The sequence below is a fragment of the Paenarthrobacter sp. Z7-10 genome (assembly GCF_026932795.1).
In the GTDB taxonomy this organism is placed as follows: Bacteria; Actinomycetota; Actinomycetes; order Actinomycetales; family Micrococcaceae; genus Arthrobacter_M.
Window position 1 is genome coordinate 1 of sequence record NZ_JADPVH010000033.1, and the last position, 24,472, is coordinate 24,472.

At 63.9% G+C, this 24,472-nt stretch carries 23 protein-coding genes; 18 read left to right on the forward strand and 5 right to left on the reverse strand.

Annotated features, from left to right (window positions below):
- Window positions 1–43: 43 nt before the first annotated feature.
- Together IV498_RS11155 and IV498_RS11160 are read right to left on the reverse strand one after the other, a co-directional pair.
- On the reverse strand, window positions 44–268 hold the full coding sequence (locus IV498_RS11155) for a hypothetical protein (RefSeq protein WP_269046635.1): 225 nt from the start codon (window positions 266–268) through the stop codon (window positions 44–46).
- Window positions 269–310: 42 nt separating this feature from the next.
- Window positions 311–1,843: a hypothetical protein gene (locus IV498_RS11160; RefSeq protein ID WP_269046636.1), complete on the reverse strand. Its 1,533-nt coding sequence runs from the start codon at window positions 1,841–1,843 to the stop codon at window positions 311–313.
- A 555-nt stretch (window positions 1,844–2,398) separates the two neighbouring features.
- On the opposite strand from IV498_RS11160, the gene IV498_RS11165 reads away from it, so the two are divergent.
- The 4 genes from IV498_RS11165 (at window position 2,399) to IV498_RS11180 (ending at window position 7,143) form a co-directional block, all read left to right on the forward strand.
- Window positions 2,399–5,326: an FtsK/SpoIIIE family DNA translocase gene (locus IV498_RS11165; RefSeq protein WP_269046695.1), complete on the forward strand. Its 2,928-nt coding sequence runs from the start codon at window positions 2,399–2,401 to the stop codon at window positions 5,324–5,326.
- 187 nt (window positions 5,327–5,513) lie between these two features.
- Window positions 5,514–6,092 (forward strand): CDP-diacylglycerol--glycerol-3-phosphate 3-phosphatidyltransferase, encoded by a 579-nt coding sequence (pgsA, locus tag IV498_RS11170; protein ID WP_269046637.1) that lies wholly within the window; start codon window positions 5,514–5,516, stop codon window positions 6,090–6,092.
- Window positions 6,089–6,580, forward strand: a complete 492-nt coding sequence (locus IV498_RS11175; protein WP_269046638.1) for a CinA family protein — start codon at window positions 6,089–6,091, stop codon at window positions 6,578–6,580. Before pgsA ends, IV498_RS11175 begins: the two co-directional genes overlap by 4 nt.
- Window positions 6,581–6,702: 122 nt before the next feature.
- Window positions 6,703–7,143, forward strand: coding sequence for a helix-turn-helix domain-containing protein (locus IV498_RS11180; protein ID WP_330059484.1), 441 nt, complete (start codon window positions 6,703–6,705; stop codon window positions 7,141–7,143).
- Window positions 7,144–7,275: 132 nt separating this feature from the next.
- Here IV498_RS11180 and IV498_RS11185 read toward each other — a convergent pair whose 3' ends face one another.
- The gene (locus tag IV498_RS11185) at window positions 7,276–7,887 is read right to left on the reverse strand and encodes a MarR family winged helix-turn-helix transcriptional regulator (protein ID WP_269046639.1); all 612 of its coding nucleotides are present in this window, start codon (window positions 7,885–7,887) and stop codon (window positions 7,276–7,278) included.
- 40 nt (window positions 7,888–7,927) lie between these two features.
- Between IV498_RS11185 and IV498_RS11190 the strand changes: the two genes are divergently transcribed.
- The 7 genes from IV498_RS11190 (at window position 7,928) to dapF (ending at window position 15,269) form a co-directional block, all read left to right on the forward strand.
- The gene (locus tag IV498_RS11190; protein ID WP_269046640.1) at window positions 7,928–8,149 is read left to right on the forward strand and encodes a DUF3046 domain-containing protein; all 222 of its coding nucleotides are present in this window, start codon (window positions 7,928–7,930) and stop codon (window positions 8,147–8,149) included.
- Window positions 8,150–8,394: 245 nt separating this feature from the next.
- Window positions 8,395–9,450 (forward strand): recombinase RecA, encoded by a 1,056-nt coding sequence (gene recA / locus IV498_RS11195; RefSeq protein WP_269046641.1) that lies wholly within the window; start codon window positions 8,395–8,397, stop codon window positions 9,448–9,450.
- Between the two features lie 119 nt (window positions 9,451–9,569).
- The gene (locus IV498_RS11200) at window positions 9,570–10,160 is read left to right on the forward strand and encodes a regulatory protein RecX (protein WP_442951341.1); all 591 of its coding nucleotides are present in this window, start codon (window positions 9,570–9,572) and stop codon (window positions 10,158–10,160) included.
- A gap of 121 nt (window positions 10,161–10,281) precedes the next feature.
- Window positions 10,282–11,631, forward strand: a complete 1,350-nt coding sequence (locus IV498_RS11205) for a coiled-coil domain-containing protein (RefSeq protein WP_269046642.1) — start codon at window positions 10,282–10,284, stop codon at window positions 11,629–11,631.
- A 122-nt stretch (window positions 11,632–11,753) separates the two neighbouring features.
- Window positions 11,754–13,331 (forward strand): tRNA (N6-isopentenyl adenosine(37)-C2)-methylthiotransferase MiaB, encoded by a 1,578-nt coding sequence (gene miaB, locus IV498_RS11210; RefSeq protein ID WP_269046700.1) that lies wholly within the window; start codon window positions 11,754–11,756, stop codon window positions 13,329–13,331.
- A 2-nt stretch (window positions 13,332–13,333) separates the two neighbouring features.
- On the forward strand, window positions 13,334–14,281 hold the full coding sequence (miaA, locus tag IV498_RS11215) for a tRNA (adenosine(37)-N6)-dimethylallyltransferase MiaA (RefSeq protein ID WP_269046643.1): 948 nt from the start codon (window positions 13,334–13,336) through the stop codon (window positions 14,279–14,281).
- Between the two features lie 88 nt (window positions 14,282–14,369).
- A complete protein-coding gene (dapF, locus tag IV498_RS11220; RefSeq protein WP_269046702.1) occupies window positions 14,370–15,269 on the forward strand; it encodes a diaminopimelate epimerase in 900 nt (299 codons plus the stop codon).
- 38 nt (window positions 15,270–15,307) lie between these two features.
- Here dapF and IV498_RS11225 read toward each other — a convergent pair whose 3' ends face one another.
- Entirely contained in the window at window positions 15,308–15,937 is a 630-nt protein-coding gene (locus tag IV498_RS11225; protein ID WP_269046644.1) for a class I SAM-dependent methyltransferase, read from the reverse strand.
- Window positions 15,938–16,452: 515 nt separating this feature from the next.
- On the opposite strand from IV498_RS11225, the gene hflX reads away from it, so the two are divergent.
- Window positions 16,453–18,063: a GTPase HflX gene (gene hflX / locus IV498_RS11230; protein ID WP_269046645.1), complete on the forward strand. Its 1,611-nt coding sequence runs from the start codon at window positions 16,453–16,455 to the stop codon at window positions 18,061–18,063.
- The gene (locus tag IV498_RS11235; RefSeq protein ID WP_330059488.1) at window positions 18,056–20,119 is read left to right on the forward strand and encodes an ATP-dependent DNA helicase; all 2,064 of its coding nucleotides are present in this window, start codon (window positions 18,056–18,058) and stop codon (window positions 20,117–20,119) included. Before hflX ends, IV498_RS11235 begins: the two co-directional genes overlap by 8 nt.
- A 66-nt stretch (window positions 20,120–20,185) precedes the next feature.
- On the opposite strand, the gene lexA is transcribed toward IV498_RS11235, so the two are convergent.
- Window positions 20,186–20,929, reverse strand: a complete 744-nt coding sequence (gene lexA / locus IV498_RS11240; protein WP_269046646.1) for a transcriptional repressor LexA — start codon at window positions 20,927–20,929, stop codon at window positions 20,186–20,188.
- A gap of 290 nt (window positions 20,930–21,219) precedes the next feature.
- Here lexA and IV498_RS11245 point away from each other — a divergent pair, with 290 nt between their 5' ends.
- The 5 genes from IV498_RS11245 (at window position 21,220) to IV498_RS11265 (ending at window position 24,470) form a co-directional block, all read left to right on the forward strand.
- On the forward strand, window positions 21,220–21,681 hold the full coding sequence (locus IV498_RS11245; RefSeq protein WP_269046647.1) for a LysM peptidoglycan-binding domain-containing protein: 462 nt from the start codon (window positions 21,220–21,222) through the stop codon (window positions 21,679–21,681).
- 107 nt (window positions 21,682–21,788) lie between these two features.
- Complete coding sequence (locus IV498_RS11250) at window positions 21,789–22,943, forward strand: histidinol-phosphate transaminase (RefSeq protein WP_269046648.1); 1,155 nt, start codon at window positions 21,789–21,791, stop codon at window positions 22,941–22,943.
- A gap of 70 nt (window positions 22,944–23,013) precedes the next feature.
- Entirely contained in the window at window positions 23,014–23,640 is a 627-nt protein-coding gene (hisB, locus tag IV498_RS11255; protein WP_269046649.1) for an imidazoleglycerol-phosphate dehydratase HisB, read from the forward strand.
- Complete coding sequence (gene hisH, locus IV498_RS11260) at window positions 23,637–24,311, forward strand: imidazole glycerol phosphate synthase subunit HisH (RefSeq protein WP_269046650.1); 675 nt, start codon at window positions 23,637–23,639, stop codon at window positions 24,309–24,311. Before hisB ends, hisH begins: the two co-directional genes overlap by 4 nt.
- Window positions 24,312–24,470 carry a hypothetical protein gene (locus IV498_RS11265; protein ID WP_269046652.1) on the forward strand — a complete coding sequence of 53 codons (159 nt, stop codon included), beginning with the start codon at window positions 24,312–24,314 and terminating at the stop codon, window positions 24,468–24,470.
- Window positions 24,471–24,472 lie beyond the last annotated feature (2 nt).

Sequence of the window (24,472 nt, forward strand, 5' to 3'; positions counted from 1 at the left end):
GGGCTGCGGACACCGTGTCCGCAGCCCCGCTTCCTGCCGGCGGCTAGAGGGCGGTGCCCGTTGTCGTCACGGTAAGCGGCTCGGACTCGTAGTAATTGGTCCCCACCTCGGCCTTGACCACAAAGGTGTAGCTCGTGCCGGCGGTCAGGCTCCTATCCAGCTCGTGCGCGTTTGAGCTGGATACGTCAAACACGCCGTTCTTGAAAATCTGGTACGTCGTCGCATTCGGCACCGCGTTCCAGTACAGGTCCGCACTCGTGTCCGTCATCGTTGCTCGGAGGCCGGTGGGCGCATTCGGTGTGCCTCCCGCCTAATCGGTGGTCGCCTTCAGCGGCGCCGACTGGTGCCAGACTCCGTTGACCTTCGAGCGGACAGTGAGGGTGTAGGTCGTGTTGGTGCTGAGGTTGGAGATGAGTTGGCGTGTTCCCGTGAGGGAGGAGTAGTACACGCCGTTCTTGAACACTTGGTAACCCGTGGCCCCGCTTACGGCATCCCACTGCAGGTCGGCGCTGGAGACCGTCATTGCGGCGCGGAGGTTGACTGCCACCGTCGACGACGGCGGGGTGCCTCCCGCCGAATCGGTGGTCACCTTCAGCGGCGCCGACTGGTACCAAACTCCGTTGACCTTCGAGCGGACAGTGAGGGTGTAGGCCGTGTTGGTGCTGAGGCTGGAGATGAGTTGGCGTGTTCCCGTGAGGGAGGTGTTGTAGGCGCCGTTCTTGAACACTTGGTAACCGGTGGCTCCGGTCACCGCATCCCACTGCAGGTCGGCGCTGGAGGCCGTCATTGCGGCCCGGAGGTTGACTGCCACCGTCGACGAAGGCGGGGGAGTCGGCGTTGGTGTTGGCGTCGGTTCGGGGGTCGGTGTTGGCGTTGGCGTCGGTTCAGGGGTTGGCACCGTGCCCGAATTCGCTGCGGCGGAGGCCTTCATCGCCTTGATGAACGACTCCTGCTTGCCGATCGGCGAGATGAGGCGCCAGTCGGTACCCGGAGGGCTGGATTTCGCCGTGTCAAAGTAGGCCATGGCCAGCGCGCCGTATTTGACGCCATCAGCGTAGGCCCGATCGATCCAGTGCTGGCCGTCCTTACTGGTCAGGTTGTACCCATCGGTGTCGATGCCGAATTCAGACACAGCCCATTTCGCGCCCTTCGAGTCCGCGAAGGCCTTTGTCATCGGGAAGAACTTTCCACCCTCATCCCAGCTCGTCCCCGTGCTTCCATACCAGTTATATGGGTCGATCCCAATGCCGTACGGTTTAGCTACCTTGGGCCAGAACATCTCGAACGTATAGATCTTCCGTGGGTCGAAGGTCTCATGCCAGCCGCACAAGACGATCCAGGTGCGGATGTTCGGCGCAGTCAGCAGCGGCAGCAGCCTGTCCTGCATGGGGGCAAAGCCGGCGGTCGGCTCGTCCGTTTCGGGTTCGTGGTGGATCGTAACCCAAACCTGCTTACTGGGGTCGAGCTTGGCGAGCTCGGTGTTGAGGTCCTTCACCCAGCTGTCGGCGCACCCTTCAGCTGCCTGGACCCAGGTGCAGCCCCGGAGCTTAAACGATACCCAGGGAATGCGTCCCTTACTTTGGTCGATCTTGATCTGGTTCATTGCTGCCGAAAGATCCCCGGGCAGGACATAATAAATCCGGTGCAACCCCACGTTCATGCCCGCCGCCTGCTCCAGCGGTGACGGGTCTTCATTGGTGTTGGCGATGCCCATAATCGGAGCCACCGGCGACACTTCGGCGACTTGCTGCAGGCTGGGCGTCGGCGCCGGAGTAAACCCCGAAAGGGTTATCACCGCCGCCGCCGCCGTAGCCGCTATCAAAGCGGACCTTATTCTGCGCATGTTTCGTTCTCCTTAAATCCAGTAGGAGGACGCCTGCCAGTCTCGTAGTGGCTCGGAATAGGACAATGAAGGATTGACCTGACGAAGCTGGAGCGTCCGTTTCGAGACCAGGTATTACGAGACCAGGTATTTAGAGCAAGCAACAAAACTGGAATGCCGAGTTGCTCGTGCAGCAATCCCTTCTATCGGCAGGTTCCGTTTGGGCTTGCGCCGTGGGGCCCCTGTCAATTTGTTAGCCGAATTCTCCCTGAGCTATGTGCACCATAACGGCAATTCCAACCGATGGGAATAGGAGGTGCGCTTCCGAATTGTGCAACGGGAATTCCGTGCACGGCCCAGCCCGCGCGGGAGCAGACATCGGCCCGGCTGCGTGCTGCATTTCCGCACCGATGCAGGTTCGCGCATCGAGCCGAATTGCGCGCCATAACTGTCGGGCGCGGAAACGGCGGCCAGACGGGTTTATTCCATTCCCCCGCGCCCACCGCCAGGGAACGCGGACCATGAGCGGCCCTGAAATCCGCGGCTTTGCGGCAGTTGGCGGGTATCGTGGCAGTTATGGCGACTCGAACTTCCCCCGCCCGCGCGTCGGCCAACCGGGCCGGCAACCCTGCGCCCCGCTCCGCGAAGACCGGTTCCGGGAGCACCTCCGTGCGCCCGAAACGAGTCTCAGTGCAGCCCGAGCCACAGCCCCCTCGCGCGCCTTGGCTGGCGCGCGTGCTTGGTGGCGCTTGGCAGGGCCTGGGCCATCTGGCCGGTGGCGCGGTGCGCCGGCTGGGTCACGACGTCAGCAATCTCCCGGCCGAGGACCGCCGTGATGGAAGCGGGCTGCTGTTCCTGGTCCTGGCGGCGGGAATAGCTGCGTTTGAATGGTGGGGACTGACGGGCTGGTTCGCCGACGGTGTGCATGGGGTGTTGCGCGGAACCTTTGGCTGGGTGGCCGTGCTGCTGCCGCCCATGCTGTTGCTCTTTTCGCTGCGGGTTTTTCGTAGGCCGCAGGACGTGCGGGCCAATAACAGGGTGGCCATCGGTTTCAGCATCCTGACCGTCGCCGGTTCCGCGCTTGCGCATCTGGGCGCCGGCTCGCCGGCCCTGTCCGGTGGTTTCGATGCGGTCAGGGATGCCGGCGGCATGGTGGGTCTGCTAACCGGTGCTCCGCTGGCGGCGCTGAACTTCTGGCTCGCAGCGGCCTTCTGGTCCGCCGTGGCTTTCGTGAGCCTGCTCATCCTCACGGCCACACCTTTCCGTGCCATTCCGCATAGGCTGCGAGGACTCTATGAACATCTGATGGGACAGGACCCGCAGAGCCACAGTGACGAGGACGGCCACGACCAGAGTTACCTGTACGACCGGGATGGCAATGCGCTCCCGAATGAACCGGTGGAGAAAAAGAAGAAGGGCAGGGGACGCTTCGGGCGGAAAGCCGAGCGTACCGCGGACGATGACGGTAATGGCGGCTACATCGGGGACGAGGCCTTTGAGCGCGCGCTGGTCGACGCCGAGCCTGCCCCTGACAACGCCGCGGCTCCGGCCGCCCTGCCGCCGGGCGTACGACGACCCACCCAGGCGGAAATTGCCGCGGACAAGATCAAGGCACGCCAGGGGCTGCCGACATCCACCGGCAGCGCCGGCAGTTCCATCAGTGCTGGTGCAGCGGACACGTCGCCCGTGACGGAAACGATCAGCATCGTGCCGGCCCCTCCCGCTCAGGTGCGCTCGAACCCGGTGGCACCGCAGGTACCGACGCCGATTCCACAGCGCACCGAACAGCTGTCCCTGGCCGGCGACGTGACGTACACGCTGCCGCCGTCGGACCTGCTGACGCCCGGCTCTCCGCCGAAGGAACGCTCCGAAGCCAATGACGCCGTCGTCGCCGCCCTGACCGAAACCCTGACACAGTTCAACGTTGACGCCAGGGTGACTGGATTCTCCCGCGGTCCCACCGTCACCCGCTACGAAATCGAGCTCGGCGCCGGCACCAAGGTGGAGCGCGTTACGGCGCTGTCAAAGAACATTTCCTACGCTGTGGCCAGTGCGGACGTGCGCATTCTTTCGCCGATCCCGGGCCGGAGCGCCATCGGCATCGAAATTCCAAACACGGACCGCGAAACCGTCTCGCTGGGTGACGTGCTGCGCAGCCAGAACGCCAGGCGCACGGACCACCCGATGGTGATGGGCGTGGGTAAAGACGTCGAGGGCGGCTTCGTGGTGGCTAATCTGGCCAAGATGCCGCACCTGCTGGTCGCTGGGGCGACGGGCGCCGGTAAGTCTTCCTTTGTGAACTCGATGATTACCTCGATCCTGATGCGGTCCACTCCGGACGAGGTGCGGATGGTGATGGTGGACCCGAAGCGGGTGGAACTGACGGCCTACGAAGGCGTTCCGCACCTGATTACCCCGATCATCACTAACCCGAAAAAGGCTGCGGAGGCGCTGCAGTGGGTGGTCCGGGAGATGGACACCCGTTACGACGACCTCTCCAACTACGGCTTTAAGCACATTGACGATTTCAATAAGGCGGTCCGGGCCGGCAAGGTCCATCCGCCGGTGGATTCCAAGCGCGTGGTCAAGCCGTACCCGTACCTGCTGGTGATCGTGGATGAGCTCGCCGACCTGATGATGGTGGCCCCGCGTGACGTGGAGGATTCCATCGTCCGCATCACCCAGCTGGCCCGCGCCGCCGGCATCCACCTGGTGCTGGCCACCCAGCGTCCGTCGGTGGACGTGGTCACCGGCCTGATCAAGGCCAACGTTCCCTCGCGGATGGCGTTCGCGACCTCCTCGGTGACCGACTCGCGCGTGGTGCTGGACCAGCCGGGCGCGGAAAAACTGATCGGACAGGGCGATGCGCTGTTCCTGCCGATGGGCGCGTCGAAGGCGATCCGGGTGCAGGGTGCCTGGGTCACCGAGACGGAAATCCACCAGGTGGTGGAGCATGTAAAGGGTCAGCTGAAGGCCGTGTATCGCACGGACGTGGCAGTGGAAGCGCCGAAGAAGCAGATCGAGGATGACATTGGCGACGATCTGGACGTGCTGCTGCAGGCCACCGAGCTGGTGGTGACCACGCAGTTCGGCTCCACGTCGATGCTGCAGCGTAAACTGCGGGTTGGCTTTGCGAAGGCCGGGCGCCTGATGGATCTGCTCGAATCCAGGGGAGTGGTGGGGCCCTCGGAGGGGTCCAAGGCCCGCGATGTGCTGGTCAAGCCCGATGACTTGGCGGCAACCCTTGCCGCCATCCGCGGCGACGGGTTCGCCGTGGGGCCCGAAAGCGCTCTCGACGACGATGCCACCAGCGGTGCGGGAATTGCAGCTTTGGCGGACAACGCCAATGCCAACCATGGCTACGGTGCAGACCTGGTGGCCGACGATCTGGCTGCCCGGGCTCAGTCGGTGGAGTATTACGACGGCGCCGACGGCTCCGCAGCCGGTGGCTCCGGAAATGACGACGACGACGGCGAGGACGCCTGGTCGCTCACCGGCCGTTAGCCGGCTGCTCCCCGCCGAACCCTGGCAGCCCGCCGTCGTCCGACCCTCTTCCCGCCGAAACCCCAGTCAACCCGCCGAAATCCCAGCATGCCCGCGAAACCCCAGCAGGTCTCTTGGGTCTCGCGGCTCTGCTGGGGTTTCGGGTGAAGCCCACTGCAGACGGTAGCCTTGAAGGGTGAGGAACTCGATGACGTCGCCGCAGCTCTGGAATCTGCCCAACGTCCTGACCATGCTGCGCATCGTGCTGGTGCCGTTCTTCATCTGGTTCATGCTGGAGGACGCGTCAAGCTACGGGCCGTGGCGTTGGACCGCCGTCGTCGCCTTTGTGGTAGCCATCTACACGGACAAGCTGGACGGTGATATTGCCCGCAAACGTGGCCAAGTGACCGATTTCGGCAAGATCGCAGATCCTATCGCCGATAAGTTGCTGATCGGTTCGGCGCTGATCCTGCTTTCTGCCCTGAACGAATTGCCGTGGTGGATCACGATACTGATGCTGGTGCGGGAGGTTGGCATCACTGCCCTTCGCTTCGTCGTGATCCGTTACGGCGTCATACCAGCCTCGCGGGGCGGAAAGCTTAAGACCGTCCTGCAGACCCTGGCCATCTTCCTGTTTATCCTGCCGCTAAAGGGACTGATCCCGTGGCTGGGCACCGCAGCCTTCTACGTCATGCTGGTGGCGCTGGCCGTCACACTGGTGACCGGCGTCGATTACATTGTCCATGCCATCAGGATGCGTTCACTGGCACGGGCGGCCCGGCGGTGATTGTCCTGGATTTGCCGCGGCTGGTCGCCGACGCGTCGTCGGCGCACTTGACTGTGGCCACCGCCGAATCGCTGACCGGGGGACTCCTTGCGGCCTCGCTGGTGCAGGTTCCCGGTGCGTCGAAGATGCTGCAGGGCGGTGTTATTGCCTACCAGAACAGTGTCAAGGCGGCCGTTCTGGGTGTTCCGGAGTTCCTGTTGGCGGAGGTTGGATCCGTGGATCCGCAGGTGGCCCGCGAAATGGCCCTCGGCGTCTGCCGTATCACTGGTGCCCGCGTCGGGCTGTCCACCACAGGGGTGGCAGGCCCGGAGGATCATGACGGAAAACCGGTGGGAACTGTTTATCTGGCGGTTGCCCTTGATAATGTGGCGCAGGCATATGAGTATCATTTCGACGGCGATCGCGCCTTGGTGCGCCAGCAGGCGTGCGACGAAGCGTTGTCATTGCTGCAGCAGGTGGTGGCTCAAGTCCGGGAACAAAATCTGTGACCCGATAGTTAGTTCTAGTGCAGGCACGGGCGGCAGTTCAGTCCTAGGATGGGATGATCAAGCCGCCGGCGGCAGGCCGGAGCAGCCGGCAGGCAACTACGCAAGGGAGTAAGGCGATACCGATGGTGAAACAACCCGTATCCATTAACGGCGTGGTGCGCTGGCGGGATGTGGGTTTGGCCCAAAACGCTAAGCACGAGCAGAAGGAGCGCAAAATGGTGGTCCTGCGCCATGAAATCGGAGATGTCCTGCGCGACGTCCGTCAGCGCCAAGGCCGTACCCTCCGTGAAGTCTCACACAATGCCCGTGTCTCGCTGGGTTACCTCAGCGAAGTAGAGCGCGGCCAGAAGGAAGCCTCTTCGGAGCTGCTGTCCTCCATCTGTTCGGCCCTGGAAGTTCCGCTGTCCAGCATGCTGCGGGAAGTCAGTGACAGACTGGCCGTTGCGGAAGGTGTGCGGGTGCCCGACACCGTGCCGCAGGAATTCGCGGCACGCTACGGTCGCAACCTGGGGGACGAGCTTTCCGAGGAACTGAGCAAAGACCTGATGTCCAACGCATTCTAGCTTTGGAGCCGGGCAGCTTCACGGCGATTGAACCGCCGCAAAGTTAGACCTGATCAAAGCATTCCCAAGGGAAGGGCCCGTTCCAAGTGGAACGGGCCCTTCCTTTGCATGCCGTTGCAGTGAGGTCCGCTATCAGTGGCCGGGACTGGGGTTGTGGCTTTGGCCTTGCCCCTGGGGCTTAGGCTCACGGGGCTGGGACTTTGGATCCCGGGGCGCGAAGTCGTGGTCGTAGTCGGCATTGAGCTTGGCCATCAGCGTGGCCAACTGCTTCAATTCGGCCTCAGACCAGGCTGCCAGCCGCGCATGGAAAACCTCGTTGCGGGCCGCCTGAACAGTACGCATCTGTTCGGAGCCTTTGGCGGTCAGCAGAATGGCCTGCGCCCGACCATCGGTAGGGTCGGCTTCCTTTCGGACGAGCCCAATGTTTTCCAGGAACGTGATCTGGCGGCTCACGGATGGCTTGCCCACGCCTATGCTGGCGGCGAGGTCGGTCAGCCGCAGGGCTCCGTCCCGCTCCAGGATTGTCAGCAGGCCATACGCGGATGGTTCCATTTCAGGATGAACGCTGCGCGAAAGCTGCTGTGAGATGGCGCGCGCACGACGCCACAAAAGGCTCAACTGCAGTTCGACGGCGCCAATCGCCGCTTCGTCCGGCCGCAGGGTCGCCGATGGCGCGGATTCGGTGGTGCCACCGGAATCCGGCCGTCCTTCCGGGCTGCGGAGTTCGTCCGATGAGAGCGTCATGACTACATTCTAAGGCGGTAGCCCGTGAGAGAATTTAATCGTGCGGTTAAGTGATTTCTGGCGATTGATGGACAACGAGTTTGGCGACGGCTATTCCCGGGTTTTGGCCCGGGACCTCGTCCTCGGCCCCGTTGACGGCCGAACGGCGGCGCAGGCACTTCAGGCGGGAGTTGAGCCGAGGCGGGTGTGGCTGGCCGTCTGCGACGTGCAGGACATCCCCGCCGCACGGCGCCTGGGCCGGGATGCCAAACCCATGCCGTGACACACCGTGCAGGATCTTCGAATACATGTTCGGATAAAGGTATGCTCGCAGGGAGAAGGAAATCGGCGGACAAAAGGAAAGTTCTCCACATCAGGAAGACCTCTGCTGATTTTGTCGGACCCCCGGACTAGCGTCAAGGGTGACAGGTTCGAAGACCAGTGGCACCGGTTCAGGACCACCGGTATTCCAACCGCCAATTGAAGAACGCCCGCCAGAAATGGCCTGCAGAAAGACCGAGGTGAATCATGGCTGCTCCCGCAAACCGTGAAAAAGCGCTGGAAGCTGCTCTTGCCCAAATTGATAAGCAATTCGGCAAGGGTTCGATTATGCGTCTGGGGGATGAGGTCCGCGTTCCGATCGAAACCATTCCCACCGGTTCCATCGCCCTGGATGTGGCCCTCGGCATCGGTGGCCTGCCCCGGGGCCGGGTGGTGGAAATTTACGGGCCGGAGTCATCCGGTAAGACGACAGTGGCGCTGCATGCGGTGGCCAACGCCCAGCGCGCCGGCGGCATTGCAGCCTTCATCGACGCGGAGCACGCTCTCGACCCGGATTACGCCGCGAGACTGGGCGTGGATGTGGATGCACTGCTCGTTTCGCAGCCGGACACCGGCGAGCAGGCCCTGGAAATCATGGACATGCTCATCGGCTCCGGGTCCCTGGATATCGTAGTGATCGACTCGGTGGCTGCACTGGTTCCGCGAGCTGAAATCGAAGGCGAAATGGGCGACAGCCACGTGGGTCTGCAGGCCCGGCTAATGAGCCAGGCGCTGCGGAAAATTACTGGCCGGCTCAGTCAGACGAAGACAACAGCCATCTTCATCAACCAGTTGCGGGAAAAGATTGGCGTGTTCTTCGGCAGCCCGGAAACCACCACAGGTGGTAAGGCGCTGAAGTTCTACGCTTCCATCCGGATTGATGTCCGGCGTATCCAGACCCTGAAGGAGGGCGCGGATGCGGTGGGTAACCGCACCAAGGCAAAGATTGTCAAGAACAAGATGGCACCGCCGTTCAAGGTGGCCGAGTTCGACATCATCTATGGACAGGGCATCTCCCGTGAGGGAGGCATCATCGACATGGGCGTGGAACACGGCATTATTAAGAAGTCGGGCTCCTGGTTCACCTACGACGGGGATCAGCTGGGGCAGGGAATGGAAAACTCGCGGCGATTCCTGCGCGACAATCCGGAGCTGACCGAGGAACTCGAGCGGCTGATCAAGGAAAAGCTCGGTGTCGGCGTGAAGCCGCCGACACCTGTGGAGGAAGCTGCGCCGAAACTGAAAGCCGTCGACGGATTCTAAGGCCGTTTCCAGGCCGATGACACTGACGACATTCGGGAGGATAACTTTGGCCGTTTCGAGTCAGCGTCCGGAGGGCAGCGGGCACCGGCGATGGATGGCCGCTGCGTCGGGGAGGCACCGTGGCTAGGACGAGGCCGGACGCCGGACCGGACGCCGGGCCGGACGCGGGGTCGTCTGGCGACCCATTGCCGGATCCGTCCGCGGTGGCGCGCTCCATCGTGCTGCGGCAGCTCACCAACTCGCCAAAGAGCCGTTTGCAGCTGGCCCGGAAACTCGCGGAGCGGAACATTCCGGACGAGGTGGCCGGGGCCGTGTTGGACCGTTTTGAAGAGGTCCAACTGGTGGATGATGAGGAGTTCGCCCAGCTCTGGGTCCGCAGCCGGACCCAGACCCGGTCCCTGGCCCGTGGGGCTCTCAAACGGGAACTGGCTGACAAAGGCATCGGCGGGGATATCGCCGAAGCTGCCCTCGGTCAGGTTTCCGATGCGGATGAGAATGCCATGGCCACGGCATTGGTGCGAAAGAAGCTGCCGGTCTCCGCTGTCTTGGCGGATCGCGCCGAGCGGGAAAAATACGTGCGCCGGCTGGCTGGGATGCTTGCCCGTAAGGGCTATTCACCCGGCTTGGCGTTCCGTCTGGTCAATGCCGAAATTGACAGATTGCTTGATGCCGACGACGATCCCGTGGACTCATTTTACGATATGCACTAGGGGCATGGCCGGTCCAAAACCGCTCGTCTTTGGAAAAAGGTGAGACCACGGCGACCCATTCTGGACGATCACCGGTTATGCTTGGCGGCATATGTTCAAGTTCCGAACGAATCAATTGCTCGTGTCAGCCTTGCTTGCTGGCGCCCTGATGCTGCCGGGAACGCTGGCCGCACCGGCCTTCGCCGGCGATGATGCGCCACCCAGTGGCTTTCCCAGCTGGCAGGACGTGCAGAAGTCCAAGGCGAACGAGTCCACCAAGTCTGCGGAGGTCGCAACCATCGGTGCGCTGTTGGACGGATTGCAGGCACAATCGGACCAGCTGGGCAACGCGGCAGTGAAGACCGGTGCCGAATATGCCGTCGCACGTTCGGCCTTGGACGTGGCAAGTGCCAAGGTCGACGTGCTCAGTGAGCAGGTTCGCCGTGCGAATGCCGTGGTGGCTAAATATAAGAAGGAAACGGGTGCCTTGGCGGCGCAGTCGTATCGGAGCGGCGGAGCCAACCTCGGATTGCTGGCCACCCTTGACGCCGTTGAGTCCGAGGACGGTCTGCAAGGTCTAAATGTCCTGCGCGTCGTGGCGGACAAAGCGGCCTCTGCTTACAACGAATCGAAGGTCTCCCGGAGTGCGGCCCAAGCGCTGACGGACCAGGAGAAAGCCGCCACGGCTGAACGGGAGCGCCTGGCCAAGGACGCCAAAGAAAAATTGGATGCCGCCGTGCAGGCCCAAAAGGCGTTGGACGCCCAGGTGGCCCAGCAAAAGCAGCAAAGCGCGGTGCTGGTGGCCCAACTCGCGTCGCTGAAGAACACAACGGTAGCGGTGGAGAAGCATTATCACGACGGTCAGGTGGCGCTGGCGGCCTACCAGGCTGCGCAGGAAGCCAAGCGTCGTGCCGCAGAGGAGCGGGCGCGTCAGGAGGCTGCCGCAGCCGCAGCCCGGGCCGCCGCAGCCAAGGCCGCCGCAGCCGCGCAGGCCGCGGCCGCCGCGCAGGCCGCGGCCGCCGCGGAGGCCGCGGTCGCCGCTCATGCTGCGAATGCAGCTCCGGCTCCGGCACCTGCTCCGGCCCCTGCTCCGCCAGTCGCCGTCCAACCGGCCATTCCCGATCCTGGCAGCGGCTATATCCCGGTCAACGTCCTGCTGCCCAACATTCCGGGTAACGGAGTTAACGACCCTGCCGGCGCCCAGGGCTATGCGCGCGGTCGACTGGGCGCCTTCGGATGGGGACAGGAGCAGTTTCAATGCCTTGTCCAGCTGTGGAATCAGGAGTCTGGATGGCTGACCAACGCCACCAACCCCACTAGTGGCGCCTACGGCATCGCGCAGGCACTGCTGCCCAGCAAGTACGCCAGTTCAGGCAATGACTGGCTGACCAACTACCGGACCCAGATCGACTGGGGGTTCGGTTACATTCGGGATCGGTACGGCTCGCCGTGCGGCGCCTGGTCGCACGAGGGGTCCAGTAACTGGTACTGAAGCCCGGCAGTTGGTACCGAAGGCCCCAGCACCAAACTCGCCCGGCAGGACGGGACTGGTCCGACAGGTGGTGGTCATCAGTACCGGTGCGCAGGTCTTAAGCTTGATGGGTGAGCTTGACCATGACCGGCGTTGATACCTCCGCCACAAAAGCTAAAGCAACAGACCCACGGCGCACCTACCAGGTGCGCACCTTCGGCTGCCAGATGAACGTCCACGACTCCGAACGCATGGCCGGGTTGCTGGAAACGGCCGGGCTGGTTAAAGCGGCGGGCGGCCCCGCGGACGGGAATTTCGCAAACTATGCCGACGTCGTCGTCTTCAACACCTGTGCCGTCAGGGAGAATGCCGACAACAAGCTCTATGGCAGCCTGGGCATGCTCGCCCCGGTGAAAAGGGCCAACCCGGGCATGCAGATCGCGGTGGGCGGCTGTCTGGCACAGAAGGACCGCGAAACCATCCTCAAAAAGGCCCCCTGGGTCGATGTTGTCTTCGGCACCCACAACGTCGGCTCACTTCCGGCCCTGCTGGAGCGGGCCCGCCACAACAACGACGCCCAACTGGAGATCCTGGAATCGCTGGAGGTGTTCCCCTCCAACCTGCCAACAAAGCGCGACTCGGTATATTCGGGATGGGTCAGCATCTCGGTGGGCTGCAACAACACCTGCACGTTCTGCATTGTTCCGTCGCTTCGGGGCAAGGAACGTGACAGGCGCCCCGGCGAAATACTCGCGGAAATTCAGGCGCTGGTCGACGACGGAGCCATAGAAGTTACGCTGTTGGGTCAAAACGTCAATTCCTACGGCGTCGAGTTCGGCGACAGGCATGCCTTTGGCAAGCTGCTGCGCGCCTGCGGTCAAATAACGGGGCTCGAACGTGTTCGCTTCACCAGCCCACATCCGGCGGCCTTCACCGATGACGTCATCGAAGCAATGGCCGAAACCGCCAATGTCATGCCGCAGCTGCACATGCCACTGCAGTCCGGATCAGACAAGGTCCTGAAGGACATGCGGCGCTCCTACCGTTCCACCAAGTTCCTGGGCATCCTGGACAAGGTCCGTGCGCGGATGCCGCACGCGGCCATCTCCACGGACATCATTGTCGGGTTTCCAGGCGAGACGGAGGAGGACTTTCAAGCGACTCTGGACGTGGTGGAACGATCCCGGTTCGCGACCGCCTTCACCTTCCAGTACTCCAAGCGGCCCGGAACCCTCGCCGCGGAGCTGCCGGATCAGCTGCCCAAGGCCGTGGTGCAGGAGCGTTTCGAGCGCCTGACGGCGCTGCAGGACAGGATCGCGGCCGAGGAGAATGCCGAACAAGTGGGACGCCTCGTGGAGGTCATGGTCACGGCGCAATCGGGGCGCAAGGCCACCGAGACGCATCGGCTCTCCGGCCGGGCCCAGGACCAGCGGCTGGTCCATTTCAGCGTGCCCGACGGCGGCGCGGTGCCGCGCCCCGGAGACCTCGTCAGCGTTACCATCACCTCGGCGGCCTCTTTCCACCTCGTGGCGGACCCCGTGTCCGCGGACACCTCCAGTTATTCCGTGCGCCGCTCGCGGGCTGGGGATGCCTGGGATCGAGCGCAGGCAGCCTCATGCAATGTGCCGGCGGCGTCAGTGAGCGACTCGGCACCCGGTTCGGCAACCGGTGCCAAGGCCTCCGCCGTGTCGCTTGGAATGCCATCCCTTCGGGTCAGCTGAGCGTGCCGCGAGAGCAGCAAAACACGCGGCTGGTCGCCGTCGTCGGCCCTACCGGCACCGGAAAGTCGGACCTGGCTGTGGCATTGGCGCTGGCGCTGGACGGCGAAGTCATCAACGCTGACTCCATGCAGTTTTACCGCGGAATGGACATCGGGACAGCGAAACTGACAACGGCACAAAGATGCGGCGTGCCGCATCACCTGCTGGACGTGCTGGACGTGCGCGAGGAGGCCAGCGCGGCGGGGTTCCAGCGGCAGGCGAGGGACGTCGTGGCGGAAGCGCTGGCGCGCGGTAAGGTACCAATCCTGGTGGGTGGGTCCGGGCTGTACCTGCGCGCAGCCCTCGATGTGCTGGAATTTCCCGGCACTGATCAGGCGGTCCGGCGACGCCTGGAAGCTGAACTGGACGAGCTCGGCTTCGAGTCGATGCTCTCCCGACTTCTCGCCGTCGATCCGGTCTCGGCCGGCCGGATCGGTGACGGCAAACGATTGGTCCGGGCGCTGGAAGTCCACGAGCTCAGCGGTCGCCCGTTCAGCTCGTTCATGCCGGTTCGTGAATACGTCCGTCCAACGGTCCAGGTGGGACTGTCCCTCGAGCGCAGCGTGCTGCGTGGGCGCCTGGCGGACCGGGTGCATCGGATGGTGGGCGAGGGGCTGCTGGAGGAGGTGGCTGAGCTGGATCGGCGTGGGCTTCGGGCGGGGAAGACCGCTTCGCGCGCGCTTGGCTACCGGCAGTTTCTGCGTGTTATGGATGGGCAGGCAGGGATCGACCAGGCCAGCGCGGAAACGATTGTGGCCACTGCGCAGTTTGCGCGCCGGCAGATGACCTGGTTCCGGGCCGACCCCAGGGTCGGCTGGCTCGATGCGCAGAGGCCTGACCTGCTGGAAGCCGCCCTTACCGCCGTGAGGGAGAGCGCGGTGGTTGGCGTACGCTTAAAAAATGATGACTGAGCCTCAGGGCGATCCCCACATTGCGGTCCAACGTGGCTTGCGGAATTCGGACGCCGTTGGATTCGAGGCGGAACATCCGTGGCCGGGAATGGGAGCGGTCCCTTTCGCCAAAGGACATGGAACCGGCAACGACTTCGTGCTCTTCGCTGACCCCGAGGGAAGCATGACCGTCAGCCCGGAGGCCGTGGCCGCGATCTGCGACAGACACCGGGGCATCGGGGCCGACGGGCTGATCCGCGCGGTGCGCTCCCGGAACCTGCCGGAGGGACAGGTTCTGCTCGCGACCGAGCCCAACGCGGAATGGTTCATGGACTACCGCAACGCTGATGGCTCATTGTCAGAAATGTGCGGCAACGGCGTGCGGGTGTTTGTGCACTTCCTGCTGGATCAGGGTCTCGTCGCGCTGCTGCCCGGCGAATCCCTGACCATAGGCACCCGCGCCGGCCGGAAGGACGTGCTGCGAACCTCCGAGGGGTATGCCGTCGACATGGGACCCTGGGAATTCATTTTCCCGGAGCAGGCGGAGAATCGCGGCGTTGATTCGCTGGTGACAGCCGCTGGGCTCGATGTGGCACGGCCCGCGGTCTCCATCAGCATGGGCAACCCGCACACCGTGGTGGCATTGGCCCACGATCTGGAGCTGGCCGGCACGGACCTGAGCACGCAGCCCACGGTTGACCCGTTGCCCGTCCATGGAACCAACGTGGAGTTTACGGTACCGTCCGATCCATTGGTGGCCGACGGAATGGGCACTATTACGATGCGGGTGCACGAACGCGGTGTCGGGGAAACTCAATCCTGTGGTACGGGTGCCTGCGCCGCCGCCGCCGCGACCCGCTTTTGGGCTGGCGTCGAGGCACCGGATGCATGGCGGGTAAACGTGCCGGGGGGAGCCGTCGCCGTGACATTCTTTGCCGCTGCGGACGGAAGTGAGCACATCCTGCTCAGCGGTCCGGCGGTGCTGGTGGCCCACGGCGTTCTCACGTAATTCGTCCGACGTATGCGGGACCGTTTTTGCGGGTTCTCCTATTCCTCCGGTCGCAGCAGCCGCAGGATGCGGAAGGTCTTTGAGGTGCTCTCCCGGCTCACTTTGAGCCGCAGTTCCGGGAATCGCGCGGACAGTTCCGTGCCGAGCCAGCGCTGCAGGGAGTCCGATCCCAGGTTCTTCTGCACCACAAGATAGGCGCTTCCCCCTGGAGCCAGCCGGGGAAGCCAGGTCAACAGCAGGACATGCAACTCGTCCTTGCCCACCCGGATGGGCGGATTGGACCAAATCGTGGAGAACTCGACGGTTGGGTCCACCTCATCCGGCAGGCTGGCCTGAACGTTCGGAAGACCCAGGGACGACGCGTTTTCTCTGGTCAGCGCCAGACAGCGCTCATTGACGTCGACAGCGTAGACGACGGCGTTGGGCGATCGCAGACCCAAGGTCAGGGCGATGGGTCCCCAGCCGCAGCCAATGTCCAGCAGATTCCCGCTGGGCGCCGGTGGCGGGGCCTCGGCCAGCAGAACGGCTGTGCCTTTGTCCACCCCATCAGGACTGAATATTCCAGAGCTGGTTCTCAGCTGGCGGGCGGCGCCGGCAAGGACCACCTGCAGCGGGCGGCGTGTGTCCGGGCCAGCGGGTTGTGCGCTGAAATAATGATCCGTACCCATGGTCGTCCCAGATTAGCTGCAAATGTCGGGAGAAGGATATACGGACACGGCAGTCCAGCGGGTCACCAGCCGGAGGACATGTGGCCGCCGCCGCCACCGTTGCCGTCATAGTCGTCGTCGCCGCCGCCGTCGTCGTCGTCATCGTGACCGCCATCGCCTGACCCCGTCGACGGTCAGGCAGGACTTGGCCCGGGCCCTGCTATGCTTGATGGATGAAGAATAAGTGATTGGGCTGCCACGCGGCGCTTGAGTCCCGCCCCAGCTCCTGACGAAACGGCTTCCGGTGGCTTCAGCCGCCGCTCCAGCCTCGTTGGATGCACTTAGATGCCCTTGGAGGCGTCCCCAGCGGGAACCAGCACCGCTTTTACCTGCCGACGACGGCTTGAAACGGCCTCTGCACCGTGCGTTCAAACTTCCAAACCGCCGTATGGTGGCAGCCCATAATCAGCGTTCCCATCGCCCGTACGCTTCGGCGCGGAGACTACGATGGATGAGAAGATTCTTCGAAGGAGAACATGACCAACCAGATCAACACCGGAACAGATTCCGACGGCCAGGACATGACGCCAGCGGAAATTCAAGCCGTCATTGACCGGATTCTGGCCAAGGACGCCGGGGCGGCAGCACATGCGGCGAAGTCCACTCCACGTGAAGCGGACGATGCGGACAATTCCGGCTCGAGCCGGAGCAGCCGACCCTTCACCGGTAGGGCGCAGGCGCTGTCGCAGCATGCCGGCGAACGCAACGATTTTGATGGCGACCAGGAGGATCTGCAGGAGCGGCGGGCTCTGCGCAGGGTGGCAGGTCTTTCCACGGAACTTGAGGACGTCACCGAGGTTGAATACCGTCAGCTGCGGCTGGAACGGGTCGTGCTGGCGGGACTGTGGTCAGAAGGCACCTTGGCGGATGCGGAAAATTCCCTGCGGGAGCTGGCGGCTCTGGCGGAGACGGCAGGCTCGGAGGTGCTGGATGGCATCGTCCAACGTCGGCTGAAGCCGGACCCGGGAACATTTCTCGGGTCGGGCAAGGCCCAGGAGCTCAAGGACATCGTCTCAGCCACCGGCGCCGATACCGTTGTGGTGGACGGAGAGCTGGCCCCATCCCAGCGCCGCGGTCTGGAAGACATCGTCAAGGTCAAGGTCATTGACCGTACCGCATTGATTCTGGACATCTTTGCCCAACATGCGAAATCGCGTGAAGGCCGCGCTCAGGTGGAACTGGCCCAGATGGAGTACCTGCTGCCGCGGCTGCGCGGCTGGGGCGAATCCATGTCCCGGCAGGCGGGTGGACGTGTTGGTGCCGCCGGTGGAGGTATTGGTTCCCGTGGTCCCGGCGAGACCAAGATCGAACTCGACCGCCGGCGGATCCGGACCCGGATGGCGAAACTACGGCGTGAGATCGCAGCCATGAAGCCTGCACGGGAGACCAAACGCGCCAATCGCCGGCGCAATGATGTTCCCTCGGTCGCCATCGCTGGGTACACCAACGCCGGAAAGTCTTCGCTGCTGAATCGCTTGACGGACGCCGGCGCCCTGGTGGAGAACGCCCTGTTCGCGACGTTGGATCCCACCGTGCGTAAGGCTGAGACCGCCGACGGACTCGGTTACACGCTCGCCGACACGGTTGGCTTTGTCCGGTCGCTGCCGACGCAGCTGATTGAGGCTTTCCGCTCCACCTTGGAAGAGGTGGCGGACTCGGATCTGATCCTGCACGTGGTGGATGCCTCGCATCCCGATCCTGAGGGCCAGATTGCCGCCGTCCGAAGGGTTTTCAGCGAAGTCGATGCGCGCAACATTCCGGAGATCATTGTCCTGAACAAGGCTGACGCGGCCGATCCCTTTGTTGTGGAGCGGCTGCGCCAGCGGGAACCGCGCAATGTGGTCGTGTCCGCGCGGACCGGTCAGGGCATGGACGAACTGCTGGCTGCGATCGGGGCGGCCATCCCGCGGCCGGCCGTGAAGCTGGAACTGTTGGTTCCCTATGACCGGGGAGATCTGGTCAGTAAACTGCATGAATCCGATGCTGAAATCCTCACCATGGACCATGGTGAGGACGGTACAAGGGCCACAGTTTTGGTACGGGAAGGATTGGCTGCCGAACTGGAGCAGTTTGTTCTTCGTGGCTGAGCGCGCCGCTGCGGACCGCGCAGTGCCGGAGCGCAGTGGACAGGCTTTCGCCCTCGAACTGCTCGATGCCGCGGTCGATGCCATGGGAGGCCAGCGCAGGGATGGGCAGCACGAAATGGTCCGGCAGGTGGTGCACGCGATAGGCACCGGTGACCACCTGCTGGTCCAGGCCGGGACCGGGACGGGAAAGTCGCTGGCCTACCTGATCCCGCTGATCGCCAACGCCGGGGAAGCCGAGAAACCCGCACTTGTGGCAACCGCAACCTTGGCCCTGCAGGCGCAGATTGTTGGCAGGGATCTTCCCAAGCTGCTCGAAGCGATTACCCCATTGCTGGACCATCCGGTGAAGGTCGCGCTGGTCAAGGGGCGCAGTAACTACGTGTGCCGGCACAAAGTGGAGGGCGGATTCCCCTCTGAAGAGCCTTCTGAGGGGCAGCTTTTTGCCCTTGGTGAGGAGACCAGCGTCGTGCATCTGCCCGGTTCCAGCCTAGGACCGGGAAGCCAGCTGGGAAAAGAGGTGGTGCGGCTGCGCGAATGGGCGCAGGACACCGAAACCGGGGATCGGGACGAACTGACGCCCGGGGTCACCGACCGTGCCTGGCGGCAGGTCTCCGTGACCTCCATGGAGTGCCTCGGGGCGCAGAAGTGCCCGCTGGCCCAGACCTGCTTCAGCGAACTGGCCAAACAGCGCGGCGCGGAGGCGGACATCATCGTCACGAACCACGCGATGCTCGCCATCAGCGCCTTCGAGGGCCTTGCCGTGCTGCCGGAGTATGGCGTGGTCGTCGTCGACGAGGCACACGAGCTGCAGGACCGGGTTACCGGAGCGGTCAGCGGAGCGCTGTCCGTCCAGATGGTGCACGCCGCGGCCTCCGGTGCCCGCAAGAATACGGCCATTTCAGTGGAGGCGCTCAACACCGCCGCGGCGCAGCTGGAAACCTCTCTTGAGGTGGCGCCTTCGGGTCTGCTGCCCTCGGGCCTGAATGACGAACAGCTCACGGCCGTGGATCAATTGCGCAGTGCCTGCCGGACGGCGCTGTCGGATTCCAAGGGTGATGCCGGCACCGCCGCCGACGGTGGCCGCCAGATCGCGCGGTCGCGGCTGACACTGATCCTGGAACTGTGCGAACGGCTGCTCGCGGCGCGCGAGGGTGGGGAAGTCGTGTGGATTTCGCGGCAAAGCAGCTTCAATCCGCAGCAGGGGTATGCCGCGCCGGACGAATCCTCACCGGCGCTGATCAACATCGCTCCGTTGAGCGTGGCCAGCCGTCTGCGTGAGGGACTGTTCGCGGACCATACCGTGGTTCTAACGTCGGCCACGCTGGCCATTGGGGCCGCTTTCGAACCGGCGGCAGGGGGACTGGGCCTGCTCGGCAAGGGCGCCCCCAGCTGGACAGGCGCAGATGTGGGATCACCTTTCGATTACCCGAAGCAGGGCATGCTTTATGTTGCAGCCCACCTGGACAAACCCGGCCGCGGCACGTCTCCCGAGCAGCTCGACGAGCTGGAGGCCCTGATCCGCGCCGCCCAGGGAGGGGCGCTGTGCCTGTTTTCCTCCCGACGAGCAGCCGAGGACGCGGCGGCAGCGCTGCGCACCCGGCTGCCGCTGCCGATCCTCTGTCAGGGCGAGTCGTCGATGGCTGCCCTGGTGAAGCAGTTCGAGGCCGAGGCTGACACCTGCCTGTTCGGCACGATGTCGCTGTGGCAGGGGGTGGACGTGCAGGGCAGCTCGTGCCGGCTGGTGGTGATAGACCGGATTCCGTTCCCGCGTCCGGATGATCCGTTGATGACCGCCCGGTCGCGGGCCGTGGCGCAGGCGGGTGGCAACGGCTTTATGACCGTCTCCGCAACCCACGCCGCCATCCGGCTCGCGCAGGGAGCGGGCAGGCTGATTCGATCCTCGGGTGACCGGGGGGTCGTTGCCGTGCTCGACTCCCGGCTGGCTACGGCGCGCTACGGGGGATTTCTGCGGGCGGCTCTGCCGCCGTTCTGGCCGACCACCGACAGGTCCGTCGCGCTGGCGGCGCTGCAGCGGCTGGGCGAAGACGCTCACTGAGCCGACCGCACTGAGCGTCAGCACTGAGCCGCTCCACTTGTAGCGGCTCAACGAGGGCGGAGCGGTTCAGAGGCTGCGCAGGACGCTGACGACCTTGCCCATGATGGTGGCGTGGTCACCGAGGATGGGTTCGTAACGGGTGTTCTGCGGGAGCAGCCAGGTGTGGCCGTCGCGCTGACGAAAAGTCTTCACTGTCGCCTCGTCGTCCAGCAGGGCAGCAACAATTTCTCCATTGATGGCTTGGTTCTGGCGCCGCACCACCACCCAGTCACCGTCACAGATGGCCGCGTCAACCATTGAATCCCCTGACACCTTGAGCATGAACAGTTCACCGTGTCCCACCAGCTGCCGTGGCAGAGGCATGATGTCTTCGACCACCTGATCGGCGAGGATCGGACCGCCCGCGGCAATCCGACCCACCAGTGGCACCATGGCGGTGTCGGACGAACTGCTCAATTCAGCCATGCTCAGGCCATTGGCTCCGCGCAGCTCCGTGAGCCGGGGAACGCCCTCAATGGCAGTTTCTCCGTCGTCCAAGGTCAGCGGAATCAACACCTCCATGGCACGGGGACGCTTGGGGTCCCGGCGGAGATAGCCGAGCTTTTCAAGCTGGGAGAGCTGATGCGTAACGCTGGACAGGCTGGCCAAGCCGACAACGTCGCCGATTTCGCGCATGGACGGAGGGTATCCATTGACGCGGATGGAACGCTGGATGCACTCAAGAATTTTTTTCTGCCGGACAGAAAGGCCTTTCAGCCCGGCCCGGCTCGTGGGATTACCCCTCTGGAGGGTGGATTCCGGACCTGGCATAGCGGGTTGTCCTTTCTGCGGCTCCGCATCCCTCCGCAGCCCTCCGGCTGCGGCTGCCAATAATGTCAGTGGGCTCTGCTGGACTCTTCGGTACGGGGGATCTTGCTTTCCAAGGTATGGCAGTTCGGTCCCCATTTCAAACATTTGTTCTAGCGAGTCTTGGCAAGGTTCGTCGATAAGTGCTAAAACTAGAGAACACAGTTTCGAATATATGTTCTAGTTCTCCGCACTTGTTCGATGATGCCGCGGAACGGGGCGTGCGGAACTTCGTATCGTGAAAGGTGTGCACCATGAACGCCGTTACAACTCTTAAGGTTGCAGGTCAGCTTCCCGTTGTCCCTCAGCGTCCGGCCGCAGGTCAGCGTCAGTTGGCAGGTCGCCGTCCAGCCGTCGGCCAGCGTCCGGCCGAAGATCAACTGCGGCCCGGGGCGAGCTCGGGAAGGCTGCGCCTGACCAGGCGCGGCAGGTTGCTGTTTATCGGCACGCCCCTCATGCTGGCCGCCGTGGCAGCGGCCCTGCTGCTGGGGTTCTTCACCTCGCCGGCGAGGGCCGCCACGCTTGGCTCCGAGCCAGCGGGCGCGGCCGCCTCTAAGGTGACAGTCCTTCAGGGCCAAACGTTGTGGAGCATCGCTTCCTCCGCCGACCCTTCCCGCGATCCGCGTGATGTGGTCTCGGACATCGTGGAGCTCAACGGACTTCGCACTTCGGTAGTCCAGCCGGGCCAGCAGCTCTTCGTTCCCTCCCATGCCTGATATTGCGCCCGCAGCCGCCCTCCCCAGCGTCTGTCCGAGGCATCGATGTGACGGTCCGGAACGCGGCAATTTCCCCGCAGGGCGGGAACTGGCTTAAACTTGGAATTGTGAATTCCCAGACGTCGAGCGGCCAGCCATCGCGTGAGCGGATCGAACGTCTGGACCGCCTTCCCGTTCGGGAGGACCTGCGCGGGAAACATCCTTACGGAGCACCGCAGCTGGATGTGCCAATCCTGCTCAACGTCAACGAGAACACCCACGGCGTACCGGCGGATGCCCGAAAAGCCATTTTGCAGGCCGTGGAGGATTCGCTGATGGACCTGAATCGCTATCCAGATCGGGAATTCACCGAACTGAGGCGTGCCTTGGCCGCGTATCTCGGTCATGGTCTGAGTGCGGAAAACATCTGGGCCGGTAATGGCTCCAACGAGGTGCTGCAGCAGATCCTGCAGGCCTTCGCGGGTTCGGGCCGCACCGTGCTGGGGTTCCCCCCCACCTATTCCATGTATCCGCTGCTGGCCAGCGGCACCGGGACTGCCTACCTTTCCGGCCAGCGTTCGGCGGATTTCACGTTGACCGCCGATTCGGCGGCGGAGCAAGTCCGCCGATTGTCGCCACATGTCGTATTCCTGTGCTCGCCGAACAATCCCACTGGAACGGCCCTCGGGCTCGATGTGGTGAAGGCCGTCTACTCAGCCGGTGAGGCGTCGCAGACCGTCGTAGTCGTGGATGAGGCGTATGCGGAATTTGCCCACGATGGCGCGCCGAGTGCCCTGAGCCTCCTGCCCGGGCGCGAGCGGCTCATCGTGACCCGCACCATGAGCAAGGCGTTCGCATTGGCTGGCGCCCGTCTGGGCTATCTGGCAGCAGCGGAAGAGATTTCCGATGCGTTGCGCCTGGTCCGGCTGCCCTACCACCTCTCCGCCATTACCCAGGCAACGGCCGTGGCCGCGCTGCGCAACTCCGATTCGCTGCTGGCCAATGTGGAGGCCATCAAAGTTCAGCGGGACCGGATAGTGCAGGAATTGCAGCGGCTGGGTCTCGATCCCGCGCCCTCGGACTCAAACTTCGTCTTTTTTGGTGGTCTGAATGATCCGCAGGCAGTCTGGGCAGGATTGCTGGCCGCCGGGGTCCTGGTCCGTGACGTCGGGATCGCTGGCCATCTTCGGGTCACCGCCGGGACCGAAGCGGAGACCTCGGCCTTCCTGGCGGAACTTGCCCGGCTGTTGGGCCGGCAAAATCCCGCCGTTGTCCTGGAATGAGCCGCTGGGATTGCAGCAGAGGACGCAGGAACCCGACACACATTCCCCCGCAACGAAGGGTCCGCCCGAAATGAGCGAGAACAGCCAGAGATCTTCCGCAGGACGCTCCGCCAGACTGGAGCGGAGCACCAGCGAATCCTCCGTCCTGGTGGACCTGGACCTGGACGGCACCGGCAAATCATCCATCGACACATCAGTTCCGTTTTACGACCACATGCTGACGGCCCTGTCCAAACACTCGCTGATTGACCTCACCGTCAAGGCCAGCGGGGACATACACATCGACGTGCACCATACCGTGGAGGACGTTGCCATCACCTTGGGTGAGGCTCTGCGCCAGGCACTCGGGACCAAAGCGGGTATCCGTCGTTTCGGCGAGGCCACGGTGCCGCTGGATGAGGCGCTCGCCCGAGCGGTCGTCGACGTCTCGGGGCGCCCCTATCTGGTGCACAGCGGGGAGCCGGCCGGCCAGGAATACCATCTGATCGGCGGGCACTTCACTGGTTCCCTCACCCGGCACGTTTTCGAGGCCATTACCTTGCACGCCCGGATCTGCCTGCACATGGAGGTATTGGCGGGCCGGGATCCGCACCACATCGTCGAGGCCCAGTTCAAGGCCTTTGCCCGTGCGTTGCGCGCCGCGGTGGAAGATGACCCGCGCGTCGACGGTGTCCCCTCCACGAAAGGGACTCTGTGATCGCCCCGGTCATATCCAAAGTTCCGCAGCCCACAGTGACAGTGCTCGACTACGGCTCGGGAAATGTCCGCTCCGCCGTGCGTGCTTTGGAACGTGCGGGTGCCGCGGTGCTGCTGAGCTCGAGGCCGGAGGACGTCCTGAACGCCGATGGCTTGGTGGTCCCCGGAGTCGGTGCCTTTGCCACAGTCATGAAGGAACTCAAACGAGTCGATGGCCTGCGCATGATCGGCCGCCGGGTGGCCGGCGGCCGGGCGGTGCTGGCCATCTGCGTAGGGCTGCAGATCCTCTTCGACGACGGAGTGGAGCACGGCAACCGGGAGCCGGGCATGGGGGAGTGGCCGGGCACCGTGGAGCTGCTCGATGCCCCGGTGGTCCCGCACATGGGGTGGAACACCGTGGACGTTCCGCAAGGCTCAACTCTTTTTGCGGGCGTGGAAAACGAGCGATTCTACTTCGTGCACTCCTACGGGGTGCAGAAGTGGGATTTTGATGTCGCCCAGCCCCGGATGAAGCCTCCGCTGGTGACGTGGTCCGAGCATGGGTCCCGGTTCATCGCCGCGGTGGAGAATGGACCGCTCTGCGCCACGCAGTTCCATCCGGAGAAATCCGGTGATGCCGGTGCCCGCCTGCTGCGGAACTGGGTCGATTCGCTGCGGCCGCGGAGCGCCTGAATGTGGTCAGTGGTGTTGATGGGTGCAGCCGGACTTCTTGCCGGCGGAGCGATAGCCTTCCACCAGCAGAAAAAGCCGCGCTGGACCTCTGTCGCGTTCGGCATCCTCGCGGCGATGGCCCTGTTGGCAGCCTACCTGCTGACGCTGCCCGGCAGCTGACC